The sequence below is a fragment of the Kitasatospora sp. NPDC001683 genome (genome assembly GCF_053596495.1).
The window spans coordinates 37,922-62,487 of sequence record NZ_JBSFGK010000013.1 but is presented as its reverse complement, the minus strand read 5'-3'; the positions used below and the strand labels follow the sequence as shown (position 1 = coordinate 62,487).

Annotated in this window: 16 protein-coding genes, 2 pseudogenes and 1 riboswitch; of the genes and pseudogenes, 11 read left to right on the top strand and 7 right to left on the bottom strand. The window is 71.0% G+C overall.

The genetic code is table 11. The features are described from left to right. Positions 1 to 109: 109 nt before the first annotated feature. Positions 110 to 739 (bottom strand): CAP domain-containing protein, encoded by a 630-nt coding sequence (locus ACWCYO_RS09865; protein WP_270142919.1) that lies wholly within the window; start codon positions 737 to 739, stop codon positions 110 to 112. A 309-nt stretch (positions 740 to 1,048) separates the two neighbouring features. Further along, positions 1,049 to 1,230: riboswitch (cyclic di-AMP (ydaO/yuaA leader) on the bottom strand. Between the two features lie 547 nt (positions 1,231 to 1,777). Here ACWCYO_RS09865 and ACWCYO_RS09860 point away from each other — a divergent pair. Further along, complete coding sequence (locus ACWCYO_RS09860; protein WP_449783904.1) at positions 1,778 to 2,296, top strand: hypothetical protein; 519 nt, start codon at positions 1,778 to 1,780, stop codon at positions 2,294 to 2,296. Here the strand turns inward: ACWCYO_RS09860 and ACWCYO_RS09855 are convergent. From ACWCYO_RS09855 to ACWCYO_RS09845, 3 genes are all read right to left on the bottom strand, one after another. Beyond that, on the bottom strand, positions 2,242 to 3,069 hold the full coding sequence (locus tag ACWCYO_RS09855) for a CAP domain-containing protein (protein WP_270142917.1): 828 nt from the start codon (positions 3,067 to 3,069) through the stop codon (positions 2,242 to 2,244). The genes ACWCYO_RS09860 and ACWCYO_RS09855 overlap by 55 nt on opposite strands. Before the next feature lie 324 nt (positions 3,070 to 3,393). After that, positions 3,394 to 4,302, bottom strand: coding sequence for an ABC transporter substrate-binding protein (locus tag ACWCYO_RS09850; protein ID WP_449783903.1), 909 nt, complete (start codon positions 4,300 to 4,302; stop codon positions 3,394 to 3,396). 91 nt (positions 4,303 to 4,393) lie between these two features. Continuing rightward, positions 4,394 to 6,532: a hypothetical protein gene (locus ACWCYO_RS09845; protein WP_449783902.1), complete on the bottom strand. Its 2,139-nt coding sequence runs from the start codon at positions 6,530 to 6,532 to the stop codon at positions 4,394 to 4,396. Positions 6,533 to 6,943: 411 nt separating this feature from the next. Here ACWCYO_RS09845 and ACWCYO_RS09840 point away from each other — a divergent pair, with 411 nt between their 5' ends. Continuing rightward, complete coding sequence (locus ACWCYO_RS09840; protein WP_449783901.1) at positions 6,944 to 7,729, top strand: HAD family acid phosphatase; 786 nt, start codon at positions 6,944 to 6,946, stop codon at positions 7,727 to 7,729. Positions 7,730 to 7,809: 80 nt separating this feature from the next. On the opposite strand, the gene ACWCYO_RS09835 is transcribed toward ACWCYO_RS09840, so the two are convergent. Next, the gene (locus ACWCYO_RS09835) at positions 7,810 to 8,355 is read right to left on the bottom strand and encodes a hypothetical protein (protein ID WP_449783900.1); all 546 of its coding nucleotides are present in this window, start codon (positions 8,353 to 8,355) and stop codon (positions 7,810 to 7,812) included. Positions 8,356 to 8,390: 35 nt separating this feature from the next. Between ACWCYO_RS09835 and ACWCYO_RS09830 the strand changes: the two genes are divergently transcribed. The 7 genes from ACWCYO_RS09830 to ACWCYO_RS09800 all read left to right on the top strand — a co-directional run bounded on the left by ACWCYO_RS09830 (position 8,391) and on the right by ACWCYO_RS09800 (position 18,635). Continuing rightward, positions 8,391 to 9,146, top strand: a complete 756-nt coding sequence (locus tag ACWCYO_RS09830; RefSeq protein ID WP_270142907.1) for a response regulator transcription factor — start codon at positions 8,391 to 8,393, stop codon at positions 9,144 to 9,146. Next, the gene (locus ACWCYO_RS09825) at positions 9,143 to 10,534 is read left to right on the top strand and encodes a sensor histidine kinase (protein ID WP_270142905.1); all 1,392 of its coding nucleotides are present in this window, start codon (positions 9,143 to 9,145) and stop codon (positions 10,532 to 10,534) included. The genes ACWCYO_RS09830 and ACWCYO_RS09825 overlap by 4 nt, the downstream gene beginning before the upstream one ends. 241 nt (positions 10,535 to 10,775) lie before the next feature. Continuing rightward, positions 10,776 to 11,459 (top strand): ferric reductase-like transmembrane domain-containing protein, encoded by a 684-nt coding sequence (locus ACWCYO_RS09820; protein ID WP_270142903.1) that lies wholly within the window; start codon positions 10,776 to 10,778, stop codon positions 11,457 to 11,459. Positions 11,460 to 11,554: 95 nt separating this feature from the next. Next, positions 11,555 to 13,051: an FAD-dependent oxidoreductase gene (locus tag ACWCYO_RS09815; protein ID WP_449783899.1), complete on the top strand. Its 1,497-nt coding sequence runs from the start codon at positions 11,555 to 11,557 to the stop codon at positions 13,049 to 13,051. A 287-nt stretch (positions 13,052 to 13,338) separates the two neighbouring features. After that, positions 13,339 to 14,667: a hypothetical protein gene (locus tag ACWCYO_RS09810; RefSeq protein ID WP_449783898.1), complete on the top strand. Its 1,329-nt coding sequence runs from the start codon at positions 13,339 to 13,341 to the stop codon at positions 14,665 to 14,667. Between the two features lie 135 nt (positions 14,668 to 14,802). Then, the gene (locus ACWCYO_RS09805; protein ID WP_270142897.1) at positions 14,803 to 16,419 is read left to right on the top strand and encodes a CAP domain-containing protein; all 1,617 of its coding nucleotides are present in this window, start codon (positions 14,803 to 14,805) and stop codon (positions 16,417 to 16,419) included. Positions 16,420 to 17,084: 665 nt separating this feature from the next. After that, positions 17,085 to 18,635 (top strand): nucleobase:cation symporter-2 family protein, encoded by a 1,551-nt coding sequence (locus tag ACWCYO_RS09800; RefSeq protein ID WP_449783897.1) that lies wholly within the window; start codon positions 17,085 to 17,087, stop codon positions 18,633 to 18,635. A gap of 234 nt (positions 18,636 to 18,869) precedes the next feature. Here ACWCYO_RS09800 and ACWCYO_RS09795 read toward each other — a convergent pair. Together ACWCYO_RS09795 and ACWCYO_RS09790 are read right to left on the bottom strand one after the other, a co-directional pair. Next, positions 18,870 to 19,178, bottom strand: a pseudogene (locus ACWCYO_RS09795) (tyrosine-type recombinase/integrase); the annotation flags it as partial. 351 nt (positions 19,179 to 19,529) lie between these two features. Then, positions 19,530 to 20,087, bottom strand: coding sequence for a tyrosine-type recombinase/integrase (locus ACWCYO_RS09790; RefSeq protein WP_449783896.1), 558 nt, complete (start codon positions 20,085 to 20,087; stop codon positions 19,530 to 19,532). A gap of 685 nt (positions 20,088 to 20,772) precedes the next feature. On the opposite strand from ACWCYO_RS09790, the gene ACWCYO_RS09785 reads away from it, so the two are divergent. Then, entirely contained in the window at positions 20,773 to 23,127 is a 2,355-nt protein-coding gene (locus tag ACWCYO_RS09785; protein ID WP_449783895.1) for a multicopper oxidase family protein, read from the top strand. Positions 23,128 to 23,320: 193 nt separating this feature from the next. Then, a pseudogene (locus ACWCYO_RS09780) lies at positions 23,321 to 24,526 on the top strand (PP2C family protein-serine/threonine phosphatase). Positions 24,527 to 24,566 lie beyond the last annotated feature (40 nt).

Genomic DNA, 24,566 nt, shown 5'->3' with positions numbered 1-24,566 from the left:
TCCTTGACGCTGACGCCCTCGCCGCGGCCGATGTTGAGCACCAGCGCGGTCTCCCCGGCCGGGTCGGCGGCCAGCCGCTTGGCCCCGACGGTGTGCGGTCGGCCCGGACTCAGTTGGAGAAGTCCTGAGACATCCAGACGGTACCGCCGGCGTCCCGGTGGACAGCGATGCCGACGTGAGTGAACGAGGCGCTCAGGATGTTCTGCCGGTGGCCGTCGTTCGGCGGCTGCTCGTTCAGCATGTCCTGGGTCAGGGCCACCGCCTCGGCGGCGATGTCCTGCGCCCCGGTGCCGACCGGGCCGCCGTCGCCTATGTTCTCCCCGGCGGAGGTCCACTGGACGCCTGCGGCGCTCTCCCGGGCACCCAGTCCGCTCTCGTTCGGGCACTGGTGGGACAGGCCGCAGCCGGCGGCCATCACCTGGTTGTGGGCTTGGGCGCTGCTGGTCAGGCCCGCGCTGATGGTGTACGCCGGCAGGCCATGGGTGGCTCGGGCCTGGTTGATCAGAGCGAGTACTTGTTGGACGGCGTCCGAGCCGGCCGCGGTCGGGCTCGCGGAGGCCGTCGGCGTGGCCGACGGAGCGGCCGCGGAGGTGGAGGCAGCAGCGGGCGTCGACGTCGCGGTGGGGGCGGGGGCCGATGTGGCCGACGGCGACGAGGATGCCGACGGGTGCCAGGAGGTGTGGGAGGCCGGGACCGTAGGCGAAGCCGGGGGCGGCGCGGTGGAGGCATGGGCGGACACGGCGGTCGGCGCTGCAGAGGCCGTCGGTACGCCCGAGGCGGTGGGCGCGGCGAAGGCCCACGGGGAGCTCCCGCGGCCAGGGGCGCTGCCGGGAGCGTAGGCGTCGTGGCGCTGCGCCGGAACGGCGGCGGACGCCACGGGACTGTGGGGGTGATGGTGGGGGTGGCGGACGGAGGCGGCGGAGCTTGTGCTGGCGGTGATCAGCGGCATAGCCAGGCCGACGCCGACGAATCCGGCGGTGGTGGCCAGGCGCGGGACGCGGCTGCGGCGCGATCGACGGTGTCGGCCACGGCGGGAAGACAGCATGGGGGGACCCCTCGGCGACGCCTGCGAGGTGAGCTGTCGGGTTCGGGCCGCGAGGTAGCCCGGCCGCGTATGAGCGGCTTCACCCCTAGCCGCGTCCCGGCAGGCCCGTTGGACGGGCCGAGCGGACACGGCGACTTCCTGGGTCCCCCGCTCCTGCCCGACGCAGAGCTCGACGTCCTGCCGGCCGGTGGGCAGGACTCGGCGTCCCGACGACAGGGTCCGCAGATGCGAACGCCTGCACGCTAGGCAAGCCGAATCGGTGATCACAAGACATTGTCATTCACGTCACACAGGCCCGGCAGTTGACATCCGGTCAAAAGATTGCAAGTAAATAGATCTAAAGATAATCAAGTAGTTCATATATCAAAAAAATCGCCCTAACTATGACAATATGGCTACGGAGTCATAGGCGGAGGTAGTGGCTCTCACGGGTGTGCGCGACAGTCGCCGCCTGGTCGGGCACGGCAGCGGGGCCGCCGGGTGTCCAGCGACCCCGCGGCCCGGCCCGTGAGCGGGCGGGAATCAGGGGCGGAAGCCAGTCGGAGGTCGGGCCCGAGTCGAAGAATATGTCCGGCGGCCTTGAAGCGTTCCCGCCGCGGATCCGCGTGGAGGAGGTGCGGGCGATGACTGTCCGAATCTTCAACCACCAGGTGCCCAAAGGGAGTTCGTCATACCCAGGTTCGCTGTTCCGCCTTCGCTGCGCGCCTCCTGCTCGCCGTCTCCGGCCTCGCCGTGCTCGCGCTCGCCGCCACCGCCTGCGGGCCCGACACGGCCGCCGTCTCCGGCGGCAAGGCCCAGGCGACCGGTGACTCCTCTGGCGTCCGGATCGCCACCGTGAAGTCGGTGACGCTCGGACCGAGCGTCACCGGCTCCGCCGACCGGACCGTGTACAAGGACACCGCCAAGCCGTCCGTGGGCACCTGCGCCGACGCCTGCGCCGGGAAGTGGCCGCCGCTCACCTATAGACAGCCCTCTACGACCACCCGGACCTTGTGGTGCTCGACCACATCGAGCAGGGCAGCCGGACGACCCGCTCAGGATCGAGGGCACCCTCAAGGCCCTCGTCAGGGGAGTGCCGATCTCCGGCGTGGCTCCGGCTGCGACAACCTCTACCCGCCCTGTGGCTACCGTCCCTGGAGGGCCCGTCGCGTAGTGACGCGCCTGGGCAGAGACCCCGAGCCACGGTCTCGGTCGGCCTACCGACCGTCGGAGAAGTTGTGCACTCCCCACCAGCCGGTCTCGTCGTGGTAGATCCCGACACCGACCTCGGTGAACGAGGGGTTGGTCTGGGCCTTGTAGTGGCCCGGGCTGTGGCGCCACATCGACTGGAACTTCTCCGCCGCCTCCTGGGCGGTCATCGAGGCGTCGCTCCACCAGACGATGTTCTCGCCGATCCAGGTCCGGGAGCCGGTCACCAGGTACTGGGAGTTTGCGCTGCTGGAGTGGCCGAAGCCGTTGTCGCGCATGTGGTGGGCCCAGTTGCGGGCGTAGTCGCTCAGGTCGGACTTGAGAGTCAGGGGAGGGAGCCCGACCGTGGCGCGCTCGCCGTTGAGCAGTTGCAGGGACTCGGCCTCGGCGTCACTGACGGACTGGGAGGACGACCGTGGGCCCGGGAGCACCGGGTCCGGTCCGACCGGTCCGGAGGCGGGATCGGCGGGGACCTGCGCGGTGGCTGCGGGCTTCGGGGCCGGTGCGGCGGTGTTGGCTGCCGAGGGGTGTGCGGTTCGCGCGGGCGTCGGCACCGGCTTGGGGGTGGGCTTGAGGGGGGAGGGGGTGCTGGTGGGCGACGGGGTAGCCGAAGGGGACGGGGCCGCGGGAGCAGCGGGGGAGGTCGGCGTGGCGGTCGGAAGTATGGTGACCGGGGTTGCGTGGCCGGTTTCGGTCGGTGCGACCGTCGTGCTGATCGGGGCGTCGTGGCTGCCGGCCGTGTTCGACGTCGGGTCCGTCGTGGTGACCAGGGCGACGCCGGCGAAGGAGAGTCCGGCGGCGCCGATGACGGACAGGCCGATGGTGACTCGTCTCACGGTCCGGCTGTTGGTGCGGCGACCACGCTCCTTCCTGCGGCGACCGTCGGGGGATCGGCCGTCTCCGCTCACCGGGGGTATGTGCTGGGTCGGCTGGTCTTCGTGGGCCTGCATGTGTTGTTGCTCCGTGTGGTCCATGGAATGCCGGTGGGGTCCGGCAGTGAAGGAGAATCGAACGGAGCCTGGAGATAACGTTTTCCCGAAGCTGTGTTGAGTCCCGCCGGGAGCGGGCCACAGGTCGGCAGGCCGGAGCGGTGCACGGCGGCGTGCCCGGGGCGCACTGCCCCGGGCACGGTGTGCCCGGCCGTCGGTGTGGGGCCGGGGTCAGAGCCCGGCGTTCACGGTGGCACTGACGACGGCACCGTTGCCGACGTTCCACTTGTCGAGGATCTTTTGGTAGGTGCCGTTGCCGATCAGCTGGTCGAGGGCCCGGGACAGCACGTCGGACAGGTCCTGCCGGTCCCGGCCGACCACGATCCCGTAGAGGCTTGACTCCTGGTATTTGCCGACCAGTTGGAACATGCCTTTGTGGTTCGGCGCGGTGGTGTTGTAGGCGGCGGCGGGGTAGTCGTTGAGGTCGGCGGCGGCGGTTCCGGAGGAGACCTCGGCCACGGCCTGGGCGTCGGTGTCCGTGGAGTCGATCCGGAGCGGCTTGCCGGTTCTGCTGCAGGCGGCGGACTGGGCATTGGCGACTTTGATCTGGACGGAGTTGGTCTGTACGGCGATGGTGCGGCCGCACAGGCTGTCCAGGGTGGTGAGGCCCAGCGGGTTGCCCGCCTTGACCAGGATCGAGGTGCCGGTGAGGAAGTAGTCGACGAAGTCCACGCCCGGGTTGGTGACGTGGCCGGTGGCGTCCTTGCCCTGCTGGCGGTCGCGGGAGTCGATGACGGCCGACATCGCCAGATCGAGTTTCCCGGACTGGACGGCCGGGATGAGGTCCTTGAAGGGCATGTCGAGGATCTTGACGCGCAGGCCGAGGTAGGAGCCGAGGGCCGTGGCGAGATCCGGGTCGAGGCCGATGGGTGAGCCGCCAGGGTCCTTGAACTCGACCGGGACGTAGTTGAGGTAGGAGCCGATGCGCAGTTCGCCGGCGGTGCGGATCGACTGCGGCAACCGGGCCCGCAGGGCGGATGGCGAGTCGGATGGGGCCGGGGCGGAGGCGCAGCTGGTTGCCAGCAGGCCGCAGAGGACCGTGGCGGCCAGTGCTGCCCGGCCGACGGGTGTTCGGGGCATGGGTGAGTCCTGGGCGCGGGTGACGTGGGGTGATGGGTGGACACACTGCGGCGGTGGGCGGGGAGGTCCCGCCCACCGCCGAGTGGCGGGGTCAGCCGCGGGCGAGCCGGTCGGCCTGGTGGATCAGGTCCTCGGCCTGGCGGGCGAGGTTCCTGGCCGTTGCCGGAGTGAGTCGGCCGGATCCGGGGGCGGTGGTGTCGAGGAGGTCGCGTATCTGCCGGGCGAGGCGGTCGCGCTGTGCGCCGAGGGCGGCGAGCTTGGCTTCGGTGTCCTTGTAGCGGGTGTCGCCGGGGGTGTCGGAGGCTGCGGCCATGGTGGCGGCGGCGAGCGTGGCGGAGGCGAACTCTCCGACGCCCGCGTTGAGTTGCTTGAAGTCGGTGGCCAGCCGGCGGTAGTCGGCCTGGTCGGCAGTGCGCAGGCTTCTCGGGAGTGCGCAGGGGGAGAGGAACTCGGTCAGGACGCGGCCGTCGTGGGCGTACACGTCGTGCAGGCCGAGCAGGGCGAGCATGGTGGGGCGGATGTCGGTGTGGTCGGACCAGACGGCGCCGCTCGCGCCGAGGTGCTTGACGCCCGGGCCGGCCAGGCCGAGCCAGGTGGTGTTGATGTCGGGCGCGAAGTCGCCGTGGTTCCAGGCCTCCTCCGCGTTCAGGCCCACGCAGGGGGTCGCGCAGTTCGCGGCGCCGGCGACGGCGAGGTAGTTCGGGTCGAGGAAGTCGGTGAAGGTGGCGGTGCGCAGGGGGTCGCCGGTGACCATGTGGAGGATCTTCATCTCGGCGCGGTCGGCGAGTTGGTGGCTGATCGGTTCGGTGGTGCCGGTGAGCGGGTTGACCGCGGTCAGCTTGGAGACGGCACGTTCGAAGTCGCGGGTGGTGGCGGCGTCGGAGGCGGGGTTGCCGTCGAGGTAGAAGCTCGGGGCGGACTCGGACTTCAGCTGGAAGGGGGTGGTGAGGTGTTGCTGGGTGGCGAGCAGTCCGCGGACGTTGGCGTTGATCTCACCGATCTGCTGGTAGCTGCAGGGGGTGGTGACGCCGTCGCAGCCGGCCGGGCTGGACTTGCCGCCCACGAAGTGATCGTTCTCGTCGGAGGTGACGACGAAGAGGCTGTTGGCGGGGGTGATGCCGTCCTTGGCCAGGCGGCGGAAGAAGCCGTCGAAGGCCTGGTCGTAGGACTTGAGCTGGGCGACGTATCCGGCTTCGCCGGGGCCGAAGGCGGTGCCGCCGGGGTAGCGGTCGTGGGCGTCCGAGATGTAGCCGTAGGTGACGGGCACGCCGGCTTCCTGCATGCTGGCGAGGTAGCCGAGGGTGTTGTCGGCGGACATCGAGTCGAAGCCGGGGAAGCCCGGGTTGCCGGCCTTGTCCGCGACGGGGGCTCCGCCGATCGCGCGGACCGGGTGGTCGGGGGAGATCACGGCGTCGACGCTGTGGGCGCCGTAGAGCGCCTGGTACCCGTGGTAGCCGCCGGGTTCGTCGGGCAGCAGGTCCGGCCGCGCGGCGGGGGTGGTACAGCGCGCGGAGCCCTGCGCGCAGTGGACGCCGATGCCGACGATGTCGGCCTGGGCCCGGACCGGGTCGGCCTTGGCCTCGGCGGCCTCGGGGGAGTCAGGTCCGAAGACCTTGGCGACGTCGGAGGTGGTGTTCTCCAGCACGGTGTTGGCCACCGAGACCGCGCCGAAGTCGCAGCCCGCCCGCGTGTAGGCGGTCCAGGGGGCGGGGGTGTTCCGGCCGTCCGGGGTGACCATGGTCGGCGCGGTGTCGCTGGGGGTGGGGGTGGCCGGATCGGCGATGCCGTCGGTCCAGTAGGCGAAGGTGCGAGCGGAGGTGCTCGTCCCGTCAGACTTGTAGTACCGGAAGGAGTTGGACACCGGCTGCCCGTGATCGCCGCCGTACAGGCCGGTGAGCTGGGTGAGGATGTCGTTGCCGGTGTGCGCGATCAGCGGGGTGTGGTGGGAGGTGTCGACCGTCCCGTTGTGCTCCAGGAAGTCGAGCAGGTGTGGCATCTGCTCCAGGTCGGAGGGCACGTTCGGGTTGTCGCGGGTGAAGTGCACGTTGTCGAACGTCAGATAGATGACGTGGTCGACCCGGTTGTCTCCGGCCTGCATGACGCATCCGCTCTCGCGATGGCGGGCGTCGGGGTGCTCGCCGGCGGCGAAGGCCTGCGGGACGGCGAGCAGGCCTGCGCCGAGGGCCGCGGCTGCGGCCAGGGCGACGACGGTGGGGCGTCGGGTGCCCATGCTGACTCCTTGTCGGGCGGGGACGGGGGTTGGGGCGCGCGTGAACGGCAGCGCGCGGGCACGACGATGTGCGGGCATGGCGATGTGCAGGCACGACGATGTGCGGGCACGACGGCGCGCAGGAAGGACAGCGCACGGGGAACGGCGCGCGTCGACCGGATGACGGTCCGACGAAGTGAACGAAAGATTGCCACAGCCCGAACTCGCCGCAACAGTCTGTAGAACACAATCAGGTTGATATTTCATCTGCTGAGACGCGGTCCGGCCGGTATCGCGCGTAGACCATGCGCGTAGACGAGCCTTGACCTGCCAGGTTCACCGACCCTACGGTGCGGGGCAGCACGGAGCCGCCGCGCCGCTCGACGGGCGACTCGCGCCCCTCGTGGCGCGCGGCAGAAGGAGCCAACCCTCATGCGCAGAAGTACCTTGACGTCACCTGCCCGCGGCTTGGCCGCCCTTGCCGTCGGCGTGGTCGCCGGCGCGGTGGTGGCCGGCGGAGGACTCGCGTCGGCGGACGCCAAAGCCCCCAGGACCGACCGTCAGATCACGAACATGACCGACGAAGTGGCCGAGATCAAGGCGTACTACGGTGACACGGTCGACGCCAAGGGCGAGCACTGGCCGTCCCCCGACAGCAACTACGCCGTCCAGGTGCGCGGCATCGAGAACCAGGCCGAGAAGTACCTGGCCCAGCGCGCGAAGCACGACCACGGCGACCACAAGGCCATCGTCCTCGACGTGGACGACACCACGCTGTCCACGTACAACTACGAGCTGGAGACGACCTTCGTCTACAACCCCGTCAGCAACGCCCAGTACATCGCCACCAAGACCATGCCGGCCGTCTTCGGCATGAACGAACTGGCGACCCGGGCGCAGCAGCAGGGCTACACGGTCTTCTACATCACCGGCCGCCCCGAGGCCCAGCGCGCCGCCACGGCCGCCAACCTCGCGGCTGTCGGGTATCCCGCTGCGGACGAGTCGCACCTGTTCATGAAGGACAAGAGCGCACCCCCGCCCTACCTGAGCTGCGGCGCGAGCTGCTCCGTCGTGGAGTACAAGTCCGGTACCCGGGCCCACATCGAGAGCCTCGGCTACGACATCGTGGGCAACTTCGGGGACCAGCAGAGCGACCTGTCCGGCGGCCACGCCGACCGGACCTTCAAGCTGCCGAACCCGATGTACTACCTGCCGTAACCAGCCGGAACGTGCCGCCGCGCGGCCCGATGCCGCCGACCATGCGGAGGCATCGGGCCGCAGTGTGCGTCAGTGGCGGCTCAGCTGCTGGTGACGCTGATCTCGGAGGTCTGAGTTCCGTCGGAGAAGTCCACCACGAGCGAGGCGGGGCCGGGTTGCTTCACCTTCATCGTGTAGCCGGAGGCCGGCACCGCGGACACCAGGCAGACGACGCTCGGGTCCACCGCGACGGTCGCCGTACCGCCGGTGGCCTGGTACGTCCGCACCACGGCGTCCCGGGAGCAGGCGGACGGACCGCGGTCGGCCGCTGGGTGCTGGGAACGACCGGCGGTCGGTTCCACGCTGCCCGTCGAGACCGTCGGGGCGGTGGGTGCCGGCGCGGGCGTCGCCCGGTCGGACGGAGCAGCAGGGGCAGCGGAGGCAGCGGCGATCGGCGTCGGGGTGGCCGTCGCTGTCGTCGCCACGGGCGCGGGGGCCACCGTGACGACGGTGGTGGGGATCGAACGGGCGGCCGGAACACCGGCCGTGGCGGGACGGATCACCACACGCACCGTCAGGGCGACCGCGGTGACGCCGACGGCCGTGCACCCCAGCCAGATGAGCGGATAGCGCAATGCGGGCTTCATGGGGACATCCTGGCCCATCGGTTACGGTGTGCCGCATGACGTCCGTCCTCGTCGTCGAAGACGACCCGATCATTCGAACATCACTGGTCAACGCACTGACCGCGAGCGGCCACACGGTGCGCGGCGTCGCCGCCGGATTCAGCGCCCTGCAGGAGGTCACCCAGTCCCCGCCGGACGCGGTCGTGCTGGACCTCGGGCTTCCGGACCTGGACGGCGAGAACGTCCTGCGCATGATCCGCGGCCTGTCCCGTGTCCCGGTGCTGGTGGCCACCGCACGCGACGACGAGCGGGAGATCATCAGGATTCTAGAAGCCGGTGCCGACGACTACCTCGTCAAGCCCTTCTCCGGCGCCCAGTTGGCCGCCCGCCTGTCCGCCGTGCTGCGCCGCTGCGCACCGGTGGCGGTCGGGGCGGAAGCGGCGGCCAGGGCGCACGGGCCGCATTCCGCCGCCGCAGGCGGGGCGTTGGACGCGGCCGATGGGGAGCGCCCCCCGGTGGTCGTCGGCGAGCTGCGCGTCGACCCGCTCGCGCGCACCGCGCATCTGGCGGGGCAGGAGATACGGCTGACGCGCCGTGAGTTCGACCTGCTTTCCTTCCTGGTGGAGAACGCCGGGCGGGTGGTCTCCCGCAAGCGGATCCTCGCCGAGGTGTGGCGCCAGCCCTACGTGGACGAGCAGACCGTCGACGTCCATCTCTCCTGCCTGCGGCGCAAGCTCGGCGAGCGCGCCGTGAGGCCGCGCTATCTTCACACCGTTCACGGCGTCGGTGTGAAACTGGTCTCTCCGCTGTGAGAGTCACCCTGGCCATGGTCGCGCTGGCTGTGACCTCCATGGTGGCGCTGTCCTTCCTGATCCCGCTCGGTCTGTTGTTGAGCACCCAGGTGCACAGTCAGGCGACGCAGTCGGCGCAGCAACGCGCCGCAGTACTGGCGCCCGTTCTGGCGGTCTCCACCGATCCGGCGGCGGTGCGCCAGGTGGTGGCGGGCCTCGACGCGTCGGACCGGCTGTGCGTCCATCTGCCGGATGGCACCGCGATCGGCGTCGGCCATGCCTCCGAGCGGCAGCTGAGCGCGGCGGCGGCCGACCGCGAGTCGGCGGGCCGGAACGTGCCCGGCGGCTGGGACTATCTGCAGCCCGTGCTGCTGGGCGGCGACCGGGTCGCCGTGGTCGAGGCGTTCGTGCCGGAGGAGGATCTGGTCCGGGGCGTGGCCACCGGCTGGACGGTGATGTCCGTGCTGGCCGCGCTGCTGGTGGCCGGTTCGGTGCTGGTCGCCGACCGGCTCGGCTCCAGGATGGTGCGCTCCTCGCGCGGTCTGTCCCAGGCCGCGAACGCGCTCGGGGCGGGCGATCTGGACGTCCGGGTGGAGCCCGCCGGACCCAGGGAGCTCCACGAGGCGGGCTCGGCGTTCAACGCGATGGCCGAGCGGATCGTCCAACTGCTGGACAACGAACGGGAGCTGATCGCCGATCTGTCGCACCGGCTGAGGACACCGCTGACCGCGCTACACCTGGCCGACGAACAGGTCGGCGAGGTGCCCGGCGCGGAGCGGATGTCCACCGCGATCCGCCAGCTGGAGTCCGAAGTGGACTCCATCATCCGCACCGCCCGGACGCGGCCCGCCCGGCACCTGTCCGGGCAGCAGGACGGGGCGTCGGAGGCACGTCCCGCCCGGAGGGACGACGGAGGCTGCGAGGTCTCCGCAGTGGCGCGTCAACGGGTCGGTTTCTGGGCGGTGTTGGCGGCACAGCAGGACCGGGAGTGCGTCTTCACGGACACCGATGCCCCGACGCCCGTCGCCCTGTCGGCGGACGAACTCGGCGCGGTCGTGGACGCCCTCATCGGCAACGTCTTCCGACACACCGCCCGGGGGACGGCCCTGCGCGTCAGCGTCCGACCCACCGCGCGGGGCGCCTGCCTGGTGGTCGAGGACGACGGGGACGGGATCCCGCATCCGGACCTGGCCCTGTCCCGGGGTGCCAGCACGGGCGGATCCACCGGACTGGGCCTGGACATCGCCCGCCGCGCGGCCTCGTCGACCGGCGGAGAGCTGCGGATCCTGCGCGGTGCGTCGGGCGGCGCCCGGGTGGAGGTCGAGCTCGATCGTGCCACCGCGCAGGACCACCGGGCCGCCGACCCCGGGCTTCCGAGGCTGCGGTGGCGGCGACGCAGGGACGGGTGAGCAGAACCTTAGGGGTTCTTTAGGGTCCTCTGCGGGCCGCGATCCACGCGTTCGAACGTGTCTACGATCGGTGGCGTCGGCCCGCCTTCCCCGTGCGGCCGACGCGCTCCGTCGGCGGACGGGCGGTGAACTCCCCCACCCCGTCGCGTCCGCCGTGATCGAGCGCTCGCGGGCGCCCCTGCCGTGGCGATGCCACTGCGGGGCGCCCGCCCGGACGAGAAGGCAAGGACCGATCCTGACCATGTTTGCTGAAGCGGCGCCGCACCTGCTGTCCGCGCTCCACGCGGCGCCCGGGGTCGGGGCGGCCCCGATCCCCGGCTCACCGCTGGACGCGTACGAGAAGCAGCTGCCCTACGACCCGGGCGTCCACGAGATCGCCCGGCTGATGGCGCTGGTCTCCTATGTGCTCATGGTGGCCGCGGTCGTTCTCGGCGCGATGCTGCGCATGCGCTGGTTCCAGCGGATCGTCAACCGGCCCACGGTGTACGGCGCGCACATGACCGTCGCCCTCTCCGCCCTGATCTTCGGTGGGGTCCACGGGGTGACCTTCCGCTACCAGCCGGTCTGGGAGATCGGCGCGCACGAGCTCGTCGTACCGTTCGCCGGCGGCCTGCAGAGGATCCCGGTGGGCTTCGGCATCCTGGGCACCGAGCTCGGAATCGCGGTCGGGTGCTCGGTGTGGCTGCAGCGCCGCCTCGGGTACCGGCGCTGGCTGCGGTTCCACCAGCTCGGTTACGCGGCTTTCGCACTCGTCTGGTTGCACATCTTCACCGTGCATCCGGAGCCGCGCCACTTCGACCGGGTGGCGGTGACGGTCGCCGCCGGCGCGGGCACCTGCCTCTTCGTCTTCATGACCCGGGTGCTGCCGTCGGAGTCCAGGCTTCGAAGGGGTGCCTTCGGAAACGACCCGGGCGGCGCACGGTGATCGGGACGCCGGGGCCGGTCCGGCCTGCGCCGACGCCGGTCCACCCCGGGCCCGTCCGTCCGACTCGGCCCGAACTCGTGCCCGAGAGCGGGCCGGTGAAGGTCAGCGTGGACAACAGCCGCTGCCATGTCTACGGCATCTGCCAGCAGGAGGCCCCCGAGGTCTTTCGGATCTCGGAGAGCGGCTCCTTGCACTACACGGCGAACCTCCCGGCCCGGCTCGCCGCCCAGGCCCGCCAAGCGGCGCGGTGCTGCCCGATGCAGGCGGTCACCGTCCGGGGCAGTGCGCGCCCCGGTGCGGGGCGCCGCTCCGGCCGACGCGGCCCGAGCGCATCGTCCGGTGGTCAGCGGATCGTGGTCGCCGGTGGCGGCCTGGCCGGGCTCAGCGCGGCGGCCCGCATCCGCGAACGCGGCTTCGACGGTGAACTCGTGGTCGTGGGCGAGGAGTTGCACCGTCCGTACAGCAGGCCGCCGCTGTCGAAGCAGTTCCTCTCCGGCGAGCTGGACCGCGCGGACCTCGCGTTCCGGGCCGACGAGCCGCTGGACGCCCACCGGCTGCTCGGCACCCACCTGACCGGGCTCGACCCGGTGAACCGGTACGTGCTCCTCCGGGGCGGTGAACGACTGCGCTACGACGGACTGGTGATCGCCACCGGCGTCGACGCGAAGCGGCTGCCGGAGACCCCGGTCCCCAGCGAACGCATCCGCACCATACGGACGTTGGAGGACGCCGACGCCATCCGGACGGCCGTGTACGCGGCCCGCGCCCGCCGCGTGCTGATCCTCGGCGGCGGCTTCGTGGGCTGCGAACTGGCCTGCACGTTCCGGGAGATGGGCCTGGAGGTCACTCTCGTGGTGCACAGCGCGCCGCTGCTGCGGAGGGTGCTGGGCACCCGGCTCGGCCGGGTGGTCGGGCGCATCCAGGCGCGGGCCGGCGTCGACGTCCGGCTGAGCACCCGGATCACCGAGTGGACCGACACCGGTGACGGCCTGCGCCTGCGCCTGGACGACGGCGGGACGGTCGAGGCCGACTTCGCCGTCCTCGGCCTGGGCGGCGTGCCCCGGACGGACTGGCTGACCGGCAGCGGACTGGACGTCGCCGACGGAGTCCTGTGCAGCGCCGGCTGCCACGCCGTGGACCTGGCGGGACGGCCAGTCCCGAACATCGCGGCGGCGGGCGACGTCGCCCGCTGGCCCAACCTGCGCTTCGACGCCGTGCCCCGCCGGGTCGAACACCTCATCCACGCCGTCGAGATGGGCCAGCACGCCGCGGACTCGCTGCTGCTGGGGCCCGACCGCGCGGCGCCGTTCACCCCCGTCCCCAGGTTCTGGTCGGAGCAGCACGGCACCCGCCTACAGGCCGTCGGGCTCCCGGCGCTGGGCGAGCGGATCGAGGTCGTGGCGGGTTCGCTGCGCTCCGAGCGCTTCGTCGCCACCTACCACCGCGACACCCCGCTGGGCGAACAGACGGTGGCCGCGGTGGCGTTCGACATGCCGAGGGAGCTCCTGGACCACCGCGACCGCATCGGCACGATCCGTCCGCGGTCCTCCCCGCCAGCGCCGAGGGCGGCGGGCGGAAGGGGTTCGCGATGAACCATCGGGCACCTCGGCGCCGACGCCGGGCCGACCTGCCGCCGGGCGGGCCACTTCGGTTGCTGCTGGGTCTGCCGGCCCGGCTCGGCATCCGCCGACCGTTCATTCTCATCGCGACGGCCGCGGCCATGGGCCTGTACGCGCACGTCCTGCTCGCCGCGCCGCCCATGCCACCGAGCCGGGTACCCGTGCCCGCTGCCACCCCCCGATAGGAGGCCGGTGGACCCGCGGATGCGCGCCCATGCGCCACCCGCTCCGCTCCCGTGCCCTGCCAAGAGAGGAATCCCTTGCCTGTCACCACACAGCCGAACCGCCACCGCCGGCGCTTTCGGGGCCGTCGGTTCGCCGTGCTGAGCGTCTCGCTCGGCGGTGCGCTCGCCGTCGGCGCAGCCATGCTCGGTGTGTCCTACGCCGGCACCGTGCCCGACGCGGACGGCCCCGATGCGGACGGAGCCGAACCCAACGGCAACTGCACGCTCATCGTGCCGCGCGCCCCACTCACTGCCAAGGGCCTGGCCACCCCGTACCGGCTGACGGCCACCGATCCGCAGAAGGGCCCGTGCCACGAATCCCGTGTCGAACAGGCGGCGTTCGTCCAGGCCACGGTGATCGACCCGGCTACGGGGGCGGTCTCCGTGTACAACCCGCTCGTTATCGACAAGAACCGCAAGCCGGCCGTGCAGCCGGTCGTGCCCGCGCTGCCGCCCGGCGCGGTCGTGGGCATCTGGTTCGGCTTCAACGGACAGGTCCTCACGCTGCGGGGAGCGCAGCCCAAGTCCGACTGCGTCAACGGTCTGCCCGGGCAGCCGTTCGGCCAGTTCGCGTACTGCAACGCCCCGGCGTTTTTCACCGCCGCCGATGCGGCCCGGCGGGCGGGCATGCTGACCGTGCCACCGCTCGGCACCGCCCGGGACGGCCAACCCTGCCCGACCACACGCGACTTCGGCCTGGTGGACCAGGACCAGAGCGACAACGTGACCACCGAGTACCTGGTCGGCAGGCGCGGTGCAACCGCGCAGAAGACCGCCGCCAACTCCCATCGCCTGCAGGCCACCTCCCTGCTCAACGGTAGCGACAACCTGCTGCTGACCCGGTTCGTCGACCCGGCGCTCGGCTGCACCCCGTGGACCGTTCCCGATCTCGCCGACCCGGGCCACGCGGTCACCTCGCTGCCCCTCAACGAGCTCCAGGCGGCTGCACACCAGGCCTCTCCGGCGGCGATCATCCCCCTGAACGACCCCATGGTCCGCGATGGTGACCGGCCCAGCACGGCCAAGGCGGACCTCTACCGCGCGGGTGTGAACCAGCCCCGGGTGAGCCCGGCGGCGAGCGGCGACCCAGGGGAGTACTGCGCGAACCTGTCCACATTCGGCGCCGCACGCATCGAGCTCGACCGCCCGTTCACCGCCACGGCGCCCTCGCCGGTGGACGGCCAGAACCTCCACGACTTCCTGACGACGAGACTGGCGGCCTCACTCACCAGCCTCGGCTGCCCGCAGGCCGGCGCAGCCGGCCAGGCCGCAGCACCGCCCTCCGGGGCAGCGGCGACGAGCGGGCACCCGGCCAGCGACCCCGCCCCGGCGGCGAGCACAGCAGGAACGGGCACGGATGGATGACCTCTCCCGGCAGCCGCCCTGGCGGCCCCGTCCGACCCGGTGGGATGTCCCCCTGTCCTGCCGCGCCCGGTTGACCGGCGACGCCGACCGGCCGGGCGCGGCAAAGGAGAGACCGATGAAGGGAACGGACGACAGATGCTGACTGCGAGCGGGCCCGCGGTGCGGGCGTGGTCCGAGGACGACGAGACGACCACTCGGCTCCTCACCGAGGCGCTGCTCCTGGCCTACAACATCGTCGGGCGGGCCCTCGACGGGTGTCCGGGCACGGATGAGGCGGTGCGCGCCGCCGTGGCCCGGGCGGCGGTGGTCCGGGCGAGGAAGGCGCACGGTGGTCCCGACGCCCCGGCCCGGTTCCGCGTGCGGCTGATGGCGACTGCGGTGGACGAGGTCCGCCGGCACCGTCTGGCCGTCCGGGCGATGTCAGCGGCCCGGGGCGGTGGTGGGCCGGAGGAACCGGCCCGGCCCACCGTCGACTTCGTCGACCTGACGGTCGTACGCCTGGAGCTGGCCGGCGAACGGCGAGAGATCGCGGAGGCGACCCGGTGGCTCGGCGACACCAGGTGGAACGTGCTGGCCCTGTGGTGGCTGGAGGCCTGCGGCTTCCTGGACCGGCCCGAGCTGGCCGAAGCGCTGGACCTCTCGCGCCAGCAGGCGGCGGTACTGCTGGACCGGTTGACGGCCGGCCTCGCCGCCGCCCGCGTTGCGCAGCGGGCGGTGGCGGCCGTGCCCGGCTGCGGAGAGCTGAGGGCCCTGGTCGAGTCCTGGAGCGGCGTGCCGGACCCCGGCTGGCGCGAGCGGATCGCCGGCCACGCCTCCGGATGCGTGACCTGCTTCCGGCGCTCCGGTGCCCTGACGCCGGCCGACGACGTCCTCGGGGGACTGCCCCTGGTACCCCTGCCCGGTCTTCTCACGGCCGGGGCGTCGGTGGGCGCGCCGGCGGGCACAGGGCACCGCCGCAACCGCCGTTCGGGCAGGCGGCGGACGGTCACCGCGCTGACGACCCGCGTGTGGGTCTCGCTGTCGGTAGCAGGAGCGGTGACCGGCGTGTGTGTGCTCGCCGCCCTCTGCGGCGGCCCGGTGCAGGCACCGTCAGCCGTGCTGGTGGGCCCGGTCGACGCGATGGAGACGTCGGTGGCGCGTCCCACGCCGCCCGCGGAGCCCACCGCCGTTCCCATTGCCGGGCCCGCCCCGGTGGCCTCCGCCGCCGTTCCCGCAGGGGCGCAGAGCCCGTCCGGGGGCCCGTCGGTCACCTCGTCGCCCACGCCGTCCGCCACGTCGTCGGTCCGTCCGTCCCCGCGCCCCAGCACAGCCCCGGTGTCGCGCCCGCCCGCCGCACCCACGCCGTCGACGATCGGTCCCGACCCGGCCCAGGGGCCGGCCCACCAGGTGGTCACGATGATGAATGCCCAGCGCAGGGTCCTTGGGTGTGCTCCCCTCCGCACCGACGGCCGCCTCCAGTCCGCCGCCCAACGGCACGCCGACGACATGGCGGCCCGGCGCCACCTCGGCCGGGACGACTCCGGCGGTGCGGGGCCGAACCGGCGGATCGACGAGGCCGGCTACCCGTGGACGGCGGCGATGGAGGCCAACGCCCGCGGCCAACAGGACGCCGCTACGGTGATGTCGGACTTGACAGCCGATCCGAGCGCCCGAAGCCGCCTCCTCGACTGCGGCTTCACCGACATCGGGGTCGGCGTCCACCAGGGCGACGGCGGCCCGTGGTGGACGCTCGACCTCGGCACCGCGCGATGAGCCCAACGCACGACACGATGTCCGCCTCGACGCCGTCGGCGCGCTTACCTGCGCGCGATGAGGCCGTGCAAGTCCCGGGCACGACCGCTCTCGTGGCTCTCGGCCAGGACGAGGGTGGGGGTGGGCTGGATCGGGCCACGGCTTGTCGATCTCGCGTAGGGCGAGGCGCATGGGGCCCTCCTTTGAGCTCCCTGATACGGACATCGCGTTCCGCGTGGACGCGTGGGGACGAGGAGAGGCCGACAGGGTCCGTGCGGACGTTGGCGGTCCGTTCCACTGCCCGCGCCCCTGAGCCGTGCCCCGGCGGGCAGGCGGAGGCGGCAGCCAGCTGGGGCCGCGTGCCCATGAGAACAGTGTTTTGTTTCCACCAGTTTGACGAATTGTCACGACCAATGGACCGGCTGTCCGGTGCTGGTGGAACCTCTAGCCAGGTCCGGCTGTCCGACCCAGCGGGATGGCGGATCGCACAGTGGCTCTGGCCACCGGCCGGGCCTCTAGAGTCTTCACAACCGGATGCCGGCACCCCCGCACCAGGCGGGATCAGCGCCCCCTGGACGCCTTTCCCCACCCTCTCCGCCCTGGCCGCCATTCCCCCTGCCGCCAGGACCGTCGCAACGTCGCGCCCGGTCCGGAACGGCGCTGTCCGCGCACCACCGGAGGTACCCATGCACGCGCACGGCGAGCCCGAAAACGCCACACCCGACTCCGAGCCGGTCCACCCCGTCGATCAGGTACTGCCCGCACCACGGTTGGCGATCCTCGGTCTCCAGCACGTCGTCGTCATGTACGCAGGCGCCGTCGCCGTCCCGTTCATCGTGGGCAGCGCCCTCAAGCTCGACCTGCACACCATCGCCCTGCTGGTCAACGCCGACCTGCTGGTCGCCGGTATCGCGACGATCATCCAGGCGGTGGGCGTCTCCCGCGTCCTCGGTGTCCGGCTACCGGTGGTCGCCGGTGCAACCTTCACCGTGGTCAGTCCGATGATCACCATCGCGGCCGGGCACGGACTGCCGACGGTCTACGGCGCGATGCTCGTCTCCGGCGTGTTCGGCCTGCTCATCGCGAAACCGTTCGCCAAGATGATCAAGTTCTTCCCGCCGCTGGTGGCGGGCACGGTCATCGTGATCATCGGGCTCTCGCTGATCGGCCCGGGAGCGGGCATGATCGCCGGACACGACACCTCGGCCGCCGACTACGGGAAGCTGTCGCATCTCGCCCTCGGCTTCGGCGTGATCGCGCTGATCGTGCTGTTCAGTCGGCTGCTGCGCGGCTTCCTGGGCCAGCTCGCACCGTTGCTGGCGCTGGCCCTCGGCACGCTGGCCTCGATCCCGCTGCACCTGTTCGACCTGAGCGGGGTCCGCTCCGCGGGCTGGTTCGGCATCGCCTCGCCGTTCCACTTCGGCGCGCCCCGGTTCGACGCGGCGGCGATCGCCTCGATGTGCATCGTGCTGCTGGTGACCTACACCGAATCCACCGCGGACATGCTCGCGGTGGCCGAGATGACCGGCAAGGAGCTGACCGACGCGGACATCGCGCGCGGCCTCGCCACCGACGGCCTGTCCGCCGTACTCGGCGGTTGCATGAACTCCTTCCCCGACACCGCGTACGCGGAGAACGTCGGCCTGGTGCAGATGACGGGGGTGCGCAGCCGCTGGGTGGTCGCGGTGGCGGGCTGCTTCCTGCTGGTGATGGGCCTGGTGCCCAAAGTCGGCGCGCTGATCGCGGCCGTCCCCGAGCCGGTGGTCGGCGGCGCGGCCCTGGTGATGTTCGCGATGGTCACCGCGGTCGGCGTGCAGACGCTGAGGAAGGTCGAGTTCAACGGCAATCACAACCTGCTGATCGTCGCCGTCTCGCTCGGTGTCGGCCTGCTGCCGGCGGTCGCCACCGACCCGTACGGCAACGAGGTGTTCTTCCGGCACTGCCCCGCTTGGGCGCAGACCGTCTTCGGCAGCCCGATCACCCTGACGGTGATCCTCGCCTTCACCCTCAACCTGCTCTTCAACCACCTCAAGCTGCCGGCCCTCGGCTCCGCGGCGACCTCGGCCACTCCTCCCGCCGCCACGGAGGAGGACCTGGTGCAGGTTCCGGAGGGCTGTTCGGCGTCATGCGCGCGGCGGATCACCTTGTCATCGCACACCTACTTCTGGGAGTCCCCGTATCCCGGCGTCTCCGCAGCGCGTGGCGGACAGTGTGGATGCGGCCGTCGTTCACGGTGAACCCCTGCGGGTCCGGGGTCGTGCAAGCAACTCCTGGGGGGCAAGGGGTCGCAGGTTCAAATCCTGCCGTCCCGACTGTGAAGTCGCTTGTGAGAGCGGCTACTTGGGAAACCGGGTACCCGCTCTCACGCGTTTCCGGAGGGCGCGTGGTCGCAGGGTGGTCGCGTCCGGCGCTCTGACCTGGAGGTCTGCGGCTGAGGCGAGTGCGGGGCGATCGCATCACCTGATGGCACGTCAGGTGATCTCGCGAGGGAGGTCTGCGTGGTCGAGTGCGTCGGCGAGGGCGGTGACGGCTTCGCGGGCGGCTTGAAGGAGCAGGTGGCCGTAGATGTTGACGGTGGTGGCCAGGGTGGAGTGCCGCAGGGTCTTGGAGACGACGGCGAGTGGCACCTGAGAGCTGATCATGATGGTGGCGGCGGTGTGGCGCAGGTCGTGAAGGCCGATCTTGGGCAGGCCGATCTCGGCTGAGCGTTGGCGCAGGGTGTGCAGGAGGCGTTCGGGGTTGATGGGTTTGCCGTCGGGGCGGGTGAAGACCATGCCCTGGAGGCGGGGTTGGTCGGGGTGGGCGCTGCGGTGGCGGGCGGCTTGGCGGCGTAGTGCGGCGGTGACGCGCCGGGGGGCTGACCCAGTTGCGGCTGGCGCGGGTCTTGGGTGCTTGCAGGTGCAGGCGGGCGTTGTTCACCGAGGCCAGGGTCCAGCGCACGAACAGGACGCGTTGCTGGAAGTGGATGTCGGGCGAGTGCAGGCCCAGGACCTCGCCGCGGCGCATGCCGGTGCCGAGGATGACCTCGAAGATGTCGGCGTAGACGTCGTTGTAGGTCTCGGCGTTGTGGTGCAGGAATGCGGAGGCCTGTTGCGGGGTCCAGCACAGGCGCTCGGGTGCGGCAGGTCGCTTCAGCGCGGCGTGCGGGCGGGATTGCGGGCCAGCTGGTCGGCGCTGACAGCGGCGTTCATGGCGCTGGAGAGGATGGCGCAGCAGCGGTGGACCGTGGGGCGTCCGCGACCGGCGGCCAGTTGCCGGCGGGACCAGGCGAGGACGTGCCGGTCGCGCAGGCCGGTCAGGGGTAGTGGGCCGAAGGCCGGTATGAGGTCGTGGTGGACGTGGCGGTGATAGCCGGCGTAGGTGGTGGCCTTGAGGACCTCCTGCTTGGAGAGCAGCCACTCGGTCAGGTAGTCGGCGACGGTCAGAGCCTCGTCCACCGCGATGCCGGTGCGTTCGGCCTTCAGGAAGTCCTGCAGGGCGGTGAGGGCCGCGTTCTGGTCGGGGAAGCCGCCGCGGCGCCGGGTCTCGCGCTTGCCTGAGGTGGAGGGAAGGTCTACGGCGTAGGCCCAGCTGCCATGGTCTGGATGGGTTTTCAGCTTGGGGTAGCGGGCGCCGTACTGGCGGCCGTCGGTGTCACGGCAGCCGCAGCGCCGGTAGACGCGTCCGCGCTGAGGATCGGTCAGGTTCACGGGAATCGACTCCTTGTGTGATCGGGCTGGGCCCAGCTTCACGGCCGAGCAGCCTGGCGCGGCAGGGGGCGGATCATGGCGACGGGGAGGCGAAGCTGGCGACCATCTGGGCCCGTGAACCGGGATGATCCCCTTGGAAAGTGCACAAGGGGGCGGTAGCGACCATTCGGTAGTGATTATCGGAGGTACGAGAGTCGAATCCCGGGTGGCGAAGAGTGAGGGCGACACGCGGGAAGGCGGTGGCCTGAAGCCCGATTTCATGTTCGTTTGCATGCCGGACAGTTGACACCTGGACTGGCGACTGGGCCGCGGGATCTCCTCGTCCGGTGCCGTACCAGCCTGCAGGGCGGCGAAGTCGGGGTGGGCCGCCTCGACGGCCTCGGGTAGGACTGCGCTTCTCCTGCTCGGCGAGCACCCGGTAGATGCCGGGCGGCGAGGGGTTCTGCCCTTTGCACCGGCCGATGGGGATGACCAGGTTCGGGCGGACCTTCACGCACCCGGGTGTCGTCCCAGCTTGATCGAGGCGCGGTCGGTGACCGGCAGGTTCCCGGGCCGGGGAGGCGACCAGCTCAGGCGTGAACGGGCGCCACGGGAAGGCGGCGGTGGTGGCGACCACGGCACGCCCCGCACCGGAATGCCGACCGGCCGGGCGCGCCGTCGCGGCGTTCGGACAGGTGGCGCCCGAGTGGGTGACATCGAGGTGTCGCTGGCCGGGGCCGACGTGCCGGCAGGCCAAGTTGGCCTGGTCCGGTTGCTCCATGAGGCGGTTTGCGAAATGTCGGGAGGTGTGGTGGCGCTGAGGGTGTTGGTGCCGCGGCTCGGTGGCGGGGCAAGGAGGCGGGGGCGTAGCGCGGCGGTGGGGTTGCTGGCGGTGTTGTCGAGTATCGCGGTGGTGGCTCCGGCGTTGGGGGCGCCGCGTGTGGGTGGTTTGGTTCCGCAGACGCCTCTGCCGGGGGAGTGCATCCCCCAGTTCGCGACTCCGTTGCCGGTGTTCGGTCCGGCGGGGTCGACGCCTCGGGTCGATGCGGCGGCCCACAGGGATCTGTCCGTCGCGATGACGGAGACCGATCAGGAGGTGCTTCCGCAGGGCCGGCAGGACACCTGCGGCATGGGGGTGACGTTCGGCAAGACCCGGGTGTGGGCGTATGAGACCTCGGACACGACGAGTAAGCAGGTCCTGGGTCCGGCGCACTGGCCGGCGGTGACGCTCGAAGCCGAGAGGAGCACGCCGACGCGGGTCACCTACGAGAACAGGCTGCCGAGTTTCAATCCGTCGAATCCGTACGGCCCGGGGCTGGTGCAGGGTCTGGTGAAGGTCGATCAGACCGTTCACTGGGCCAATCCGTTGAAGACGCCGGGCGCCGGGATGCCCGTGAACTGCGATGAGCCGCAGAACGCGGACAATCCGTTGTGTCAGCCCTACACCGGTCCGCAGCCCGCCGCGGTGCACCTGCACGGGGCCGAGATCAGTGCCTGCTACGACGGCGGTCCGGACACGTGGTTCACGCCGAACGGCTTGAGGGGGTCGCAGTACTGTTCGGACGACAAGCCCGGTCCGAGTGAAGCCGTCTACACCTATCAGAACTCCCAGGACCCCGGGACACTGTGGTTCCACGACCACGTCCTCGGGGCGACCCGCAGCACCGTCTACGGCGGACTGGCGGGCTTCTACTTCCTCAGGGACCCGAAGGAGGAGCCCAAGGGCCTGCCGAGCGGTCCCTACGAGATCGAGATGGCTCTGCAGGACCGTGTCTTCGACACCAACAGTCAGCTGCTCGTCATCCCGCCGTCCAATCCGGACTACCACCCCTTCTGGGGTGTGCGCGAGTTCGGGGACGTCGCGACCGTGAACGGAGCGGCCTGGCCCTACCTCCAGGTGGAGCCGAGGCGCTACCGCTTCCGCCTTCTCAACGGCGCCAACGGGCGGCGCTTCGCCCTGCACTTCGGGGGCGCTCCCGTGTACCAGATCGGCGCCGACGACGCCTATCTGGACCGTCCCGTGCCGGTCAACGGCACGGCGTGCGCGGGAGGAGAATCCACGACCGAGTGCAGCGACCTGGACTTCATGCCCGGCGAGCGCGCCGACATCATCGTGGACTTCACGCAAATGGCCGGGAAGACGGTCACTGTGACCAACACGGGAACGCTCGACACACCCTTGCCGAACATCATGCAGATCCAGGTGACCAAGCCCCTGGCGGGCCGCGACGAGAGCTGCGATCCCGCTCATCCCGCCCCGGAGGAGTGCGTCTGCGCCCGCCCGGAACCCATGGTCCACCTGATCGGGCCGGACGGCAGGCCGCGCGTCAAGGTCGACAAGGTCAGGCAGTTCGTGCTCAACGAGCTCAACACCTCGAGCACGCAGCCGAGAGGGGGAAACATCGAGCAGTACGTCAACAACACCCTCTACGACGGACGCGAGTCCCCGTTCATCAGGCGGGAGTTCCCGAAGGACGGCATCAGTGAGCTGCCCCAGGTGGGATCGACCGAGGTGTGGCAGTTCATCAACGCCGAGGACCCGGCGCAGGCCTACCACCCGATGCACACGCACCTGGTGCAGTTCCAGATCGTCAGCCGCCAGAACATCGACTACGAGAAGTACATGAAGGCCTGGGACGGGTCCTTCCCGAGCTCCTGCAAGCCCACCGACGTCGACTTCTGCCCGGGCTACGGCCCGCCACTGTCGTACCGGAAGCCGAACGCCGATGGGGCGGTCGGAGGGAACCCGGCGGTCAGCCCGTTCCTCACGGGGGATCCGATGCCACCGGACCCGGGCGAATCCGGGTGGAAGGACACGGTCAAGGTGTTCCCCCACCAGGTGACCACGGTGATCGTGCGCTTCGCTCCGACCAGCGTCCCCGTCCACCGTTCCAGGCCCGGGCTCAACCTGTTCCCCTTCGATCCGACGGTCGGCCAGTACGTCTGGCACTGCCACGTCCTCGGCCACGAGGACAACGAGATGATGCGACCGTACCGAGTGGTCGGCGGTCGGAAACATGCCTGGGAAGACGAGAAGGCCAACGAACGGAAGAGCGGATAGCACAGGAAAAACGACGAGGGACCTTCCCCCAAGGCCGACTGGATTTCGTGGCTGTCCGTCAGCGTGGTTGACCAGACAGGATGTGAGGAGGACGGGAGGGCCCCGCGCGGACCGTCTGATCCCTCCGGCCGCTCCGCTATAGCCGGGTGCCAACGTGGGCGGTGGCCGGGAGAGGGAGCAAAGAAGGCTGACCATGGCAGACGGTGCGGCGGACCGGTCGGAAGGCTTCGGCGAGCGGCTGCTGGGGCTGCTGCTGGACAGGGCGCGGCTGATGCCGCCGCAGCTGATCGCCCCCCTGATCGCGGAAGAGGTGGCCAGGATCGGCGGCCGTGACGTCTCCATCCTGCTCCAGGACTACGCGCAAGAGCTGCTGGTGCCGCTGGCAGGCAGAAGGCAGCACGTCAGCCAGCCCGAACCGATTGACACCTCCGCCGCAGGCCAGGCCTTCCTGCGCGCGGACGCCGTCGAGGTGAAGCAGGCCCACGGCGTCCGGATGTACCTGCCGCTGATGGACGGCAGCGACCAGGTCTGCGTGATGGCCCTCACCCTGGACGCCGTCGACGACGACCGACGCCTGCTGCGCCGGCTCGCTGACATGCTGGTCACCAAGAACGCCCATACCGACCAGTTCTTCCAAGCCCGGCGCGGGAGCCGATGAGCGTGTCCGCGGAGATCCAGTGGAGCCTGCTGCCGCCGCTGACGATGTCCGTCCCGCAGGTCGAGCTGGCCGGCATCCTGGAGCCCGCCTACCGCGTCGCCGGCGACAGCTTCGACTACGCCCTCAACGGCAACATCCTGCACATGGCCGTGATCGACGCGATGGGCCTCGGCCTGGACGCCGCCACGATGGCGACCATCGCCATCGGCGCCTACCGGCATGCCCGGCGCGTGTTCATCAGCCTGGCCGAGAAGTACGCGTTCATGGACGACGCCGTCTCCCGGCAGTTCGGGCCCGACCACTTCGTCACGGCACAGCTGATGCACATCAACATCGCCACCGGTGCGCTGGAGCTGGTCAACGCGGTCATCCCGCGCCGCTGCTGATCCGTGATGGCCGGGTCGAGCGGCAGCTGGAGAGCGCGACGACGTTGCCCGTCGGCTTCGGCGGTGAGGAGCCCCGGTCAAAGAGCACGTGCTCCAGCCGGGCGACCGGGTGTTGTGCTACACCGACGGCATCATCGAGGAGCGAGTCGCAGGTGGGGAGCCGTTCGGGGAGGAACACCTCATCGCCTGCGTCAACCACCTCGCAGAAGAGGCGTCACGGGGCGTGCGAGCGGACCTGCGCCGGCTTTCGCACACGCTGAAGAGGGAACGAGGAGGGCGCACCAGCGACGACGCCACCCTCCTCATGATCGAGTGGCGCGGGGGCGCCGCCGACCACCTCGCCGAACTCGACTGAGGAGCTGGACCTGTCCTTCCGGGCTCGGGGTTGTCGAGCC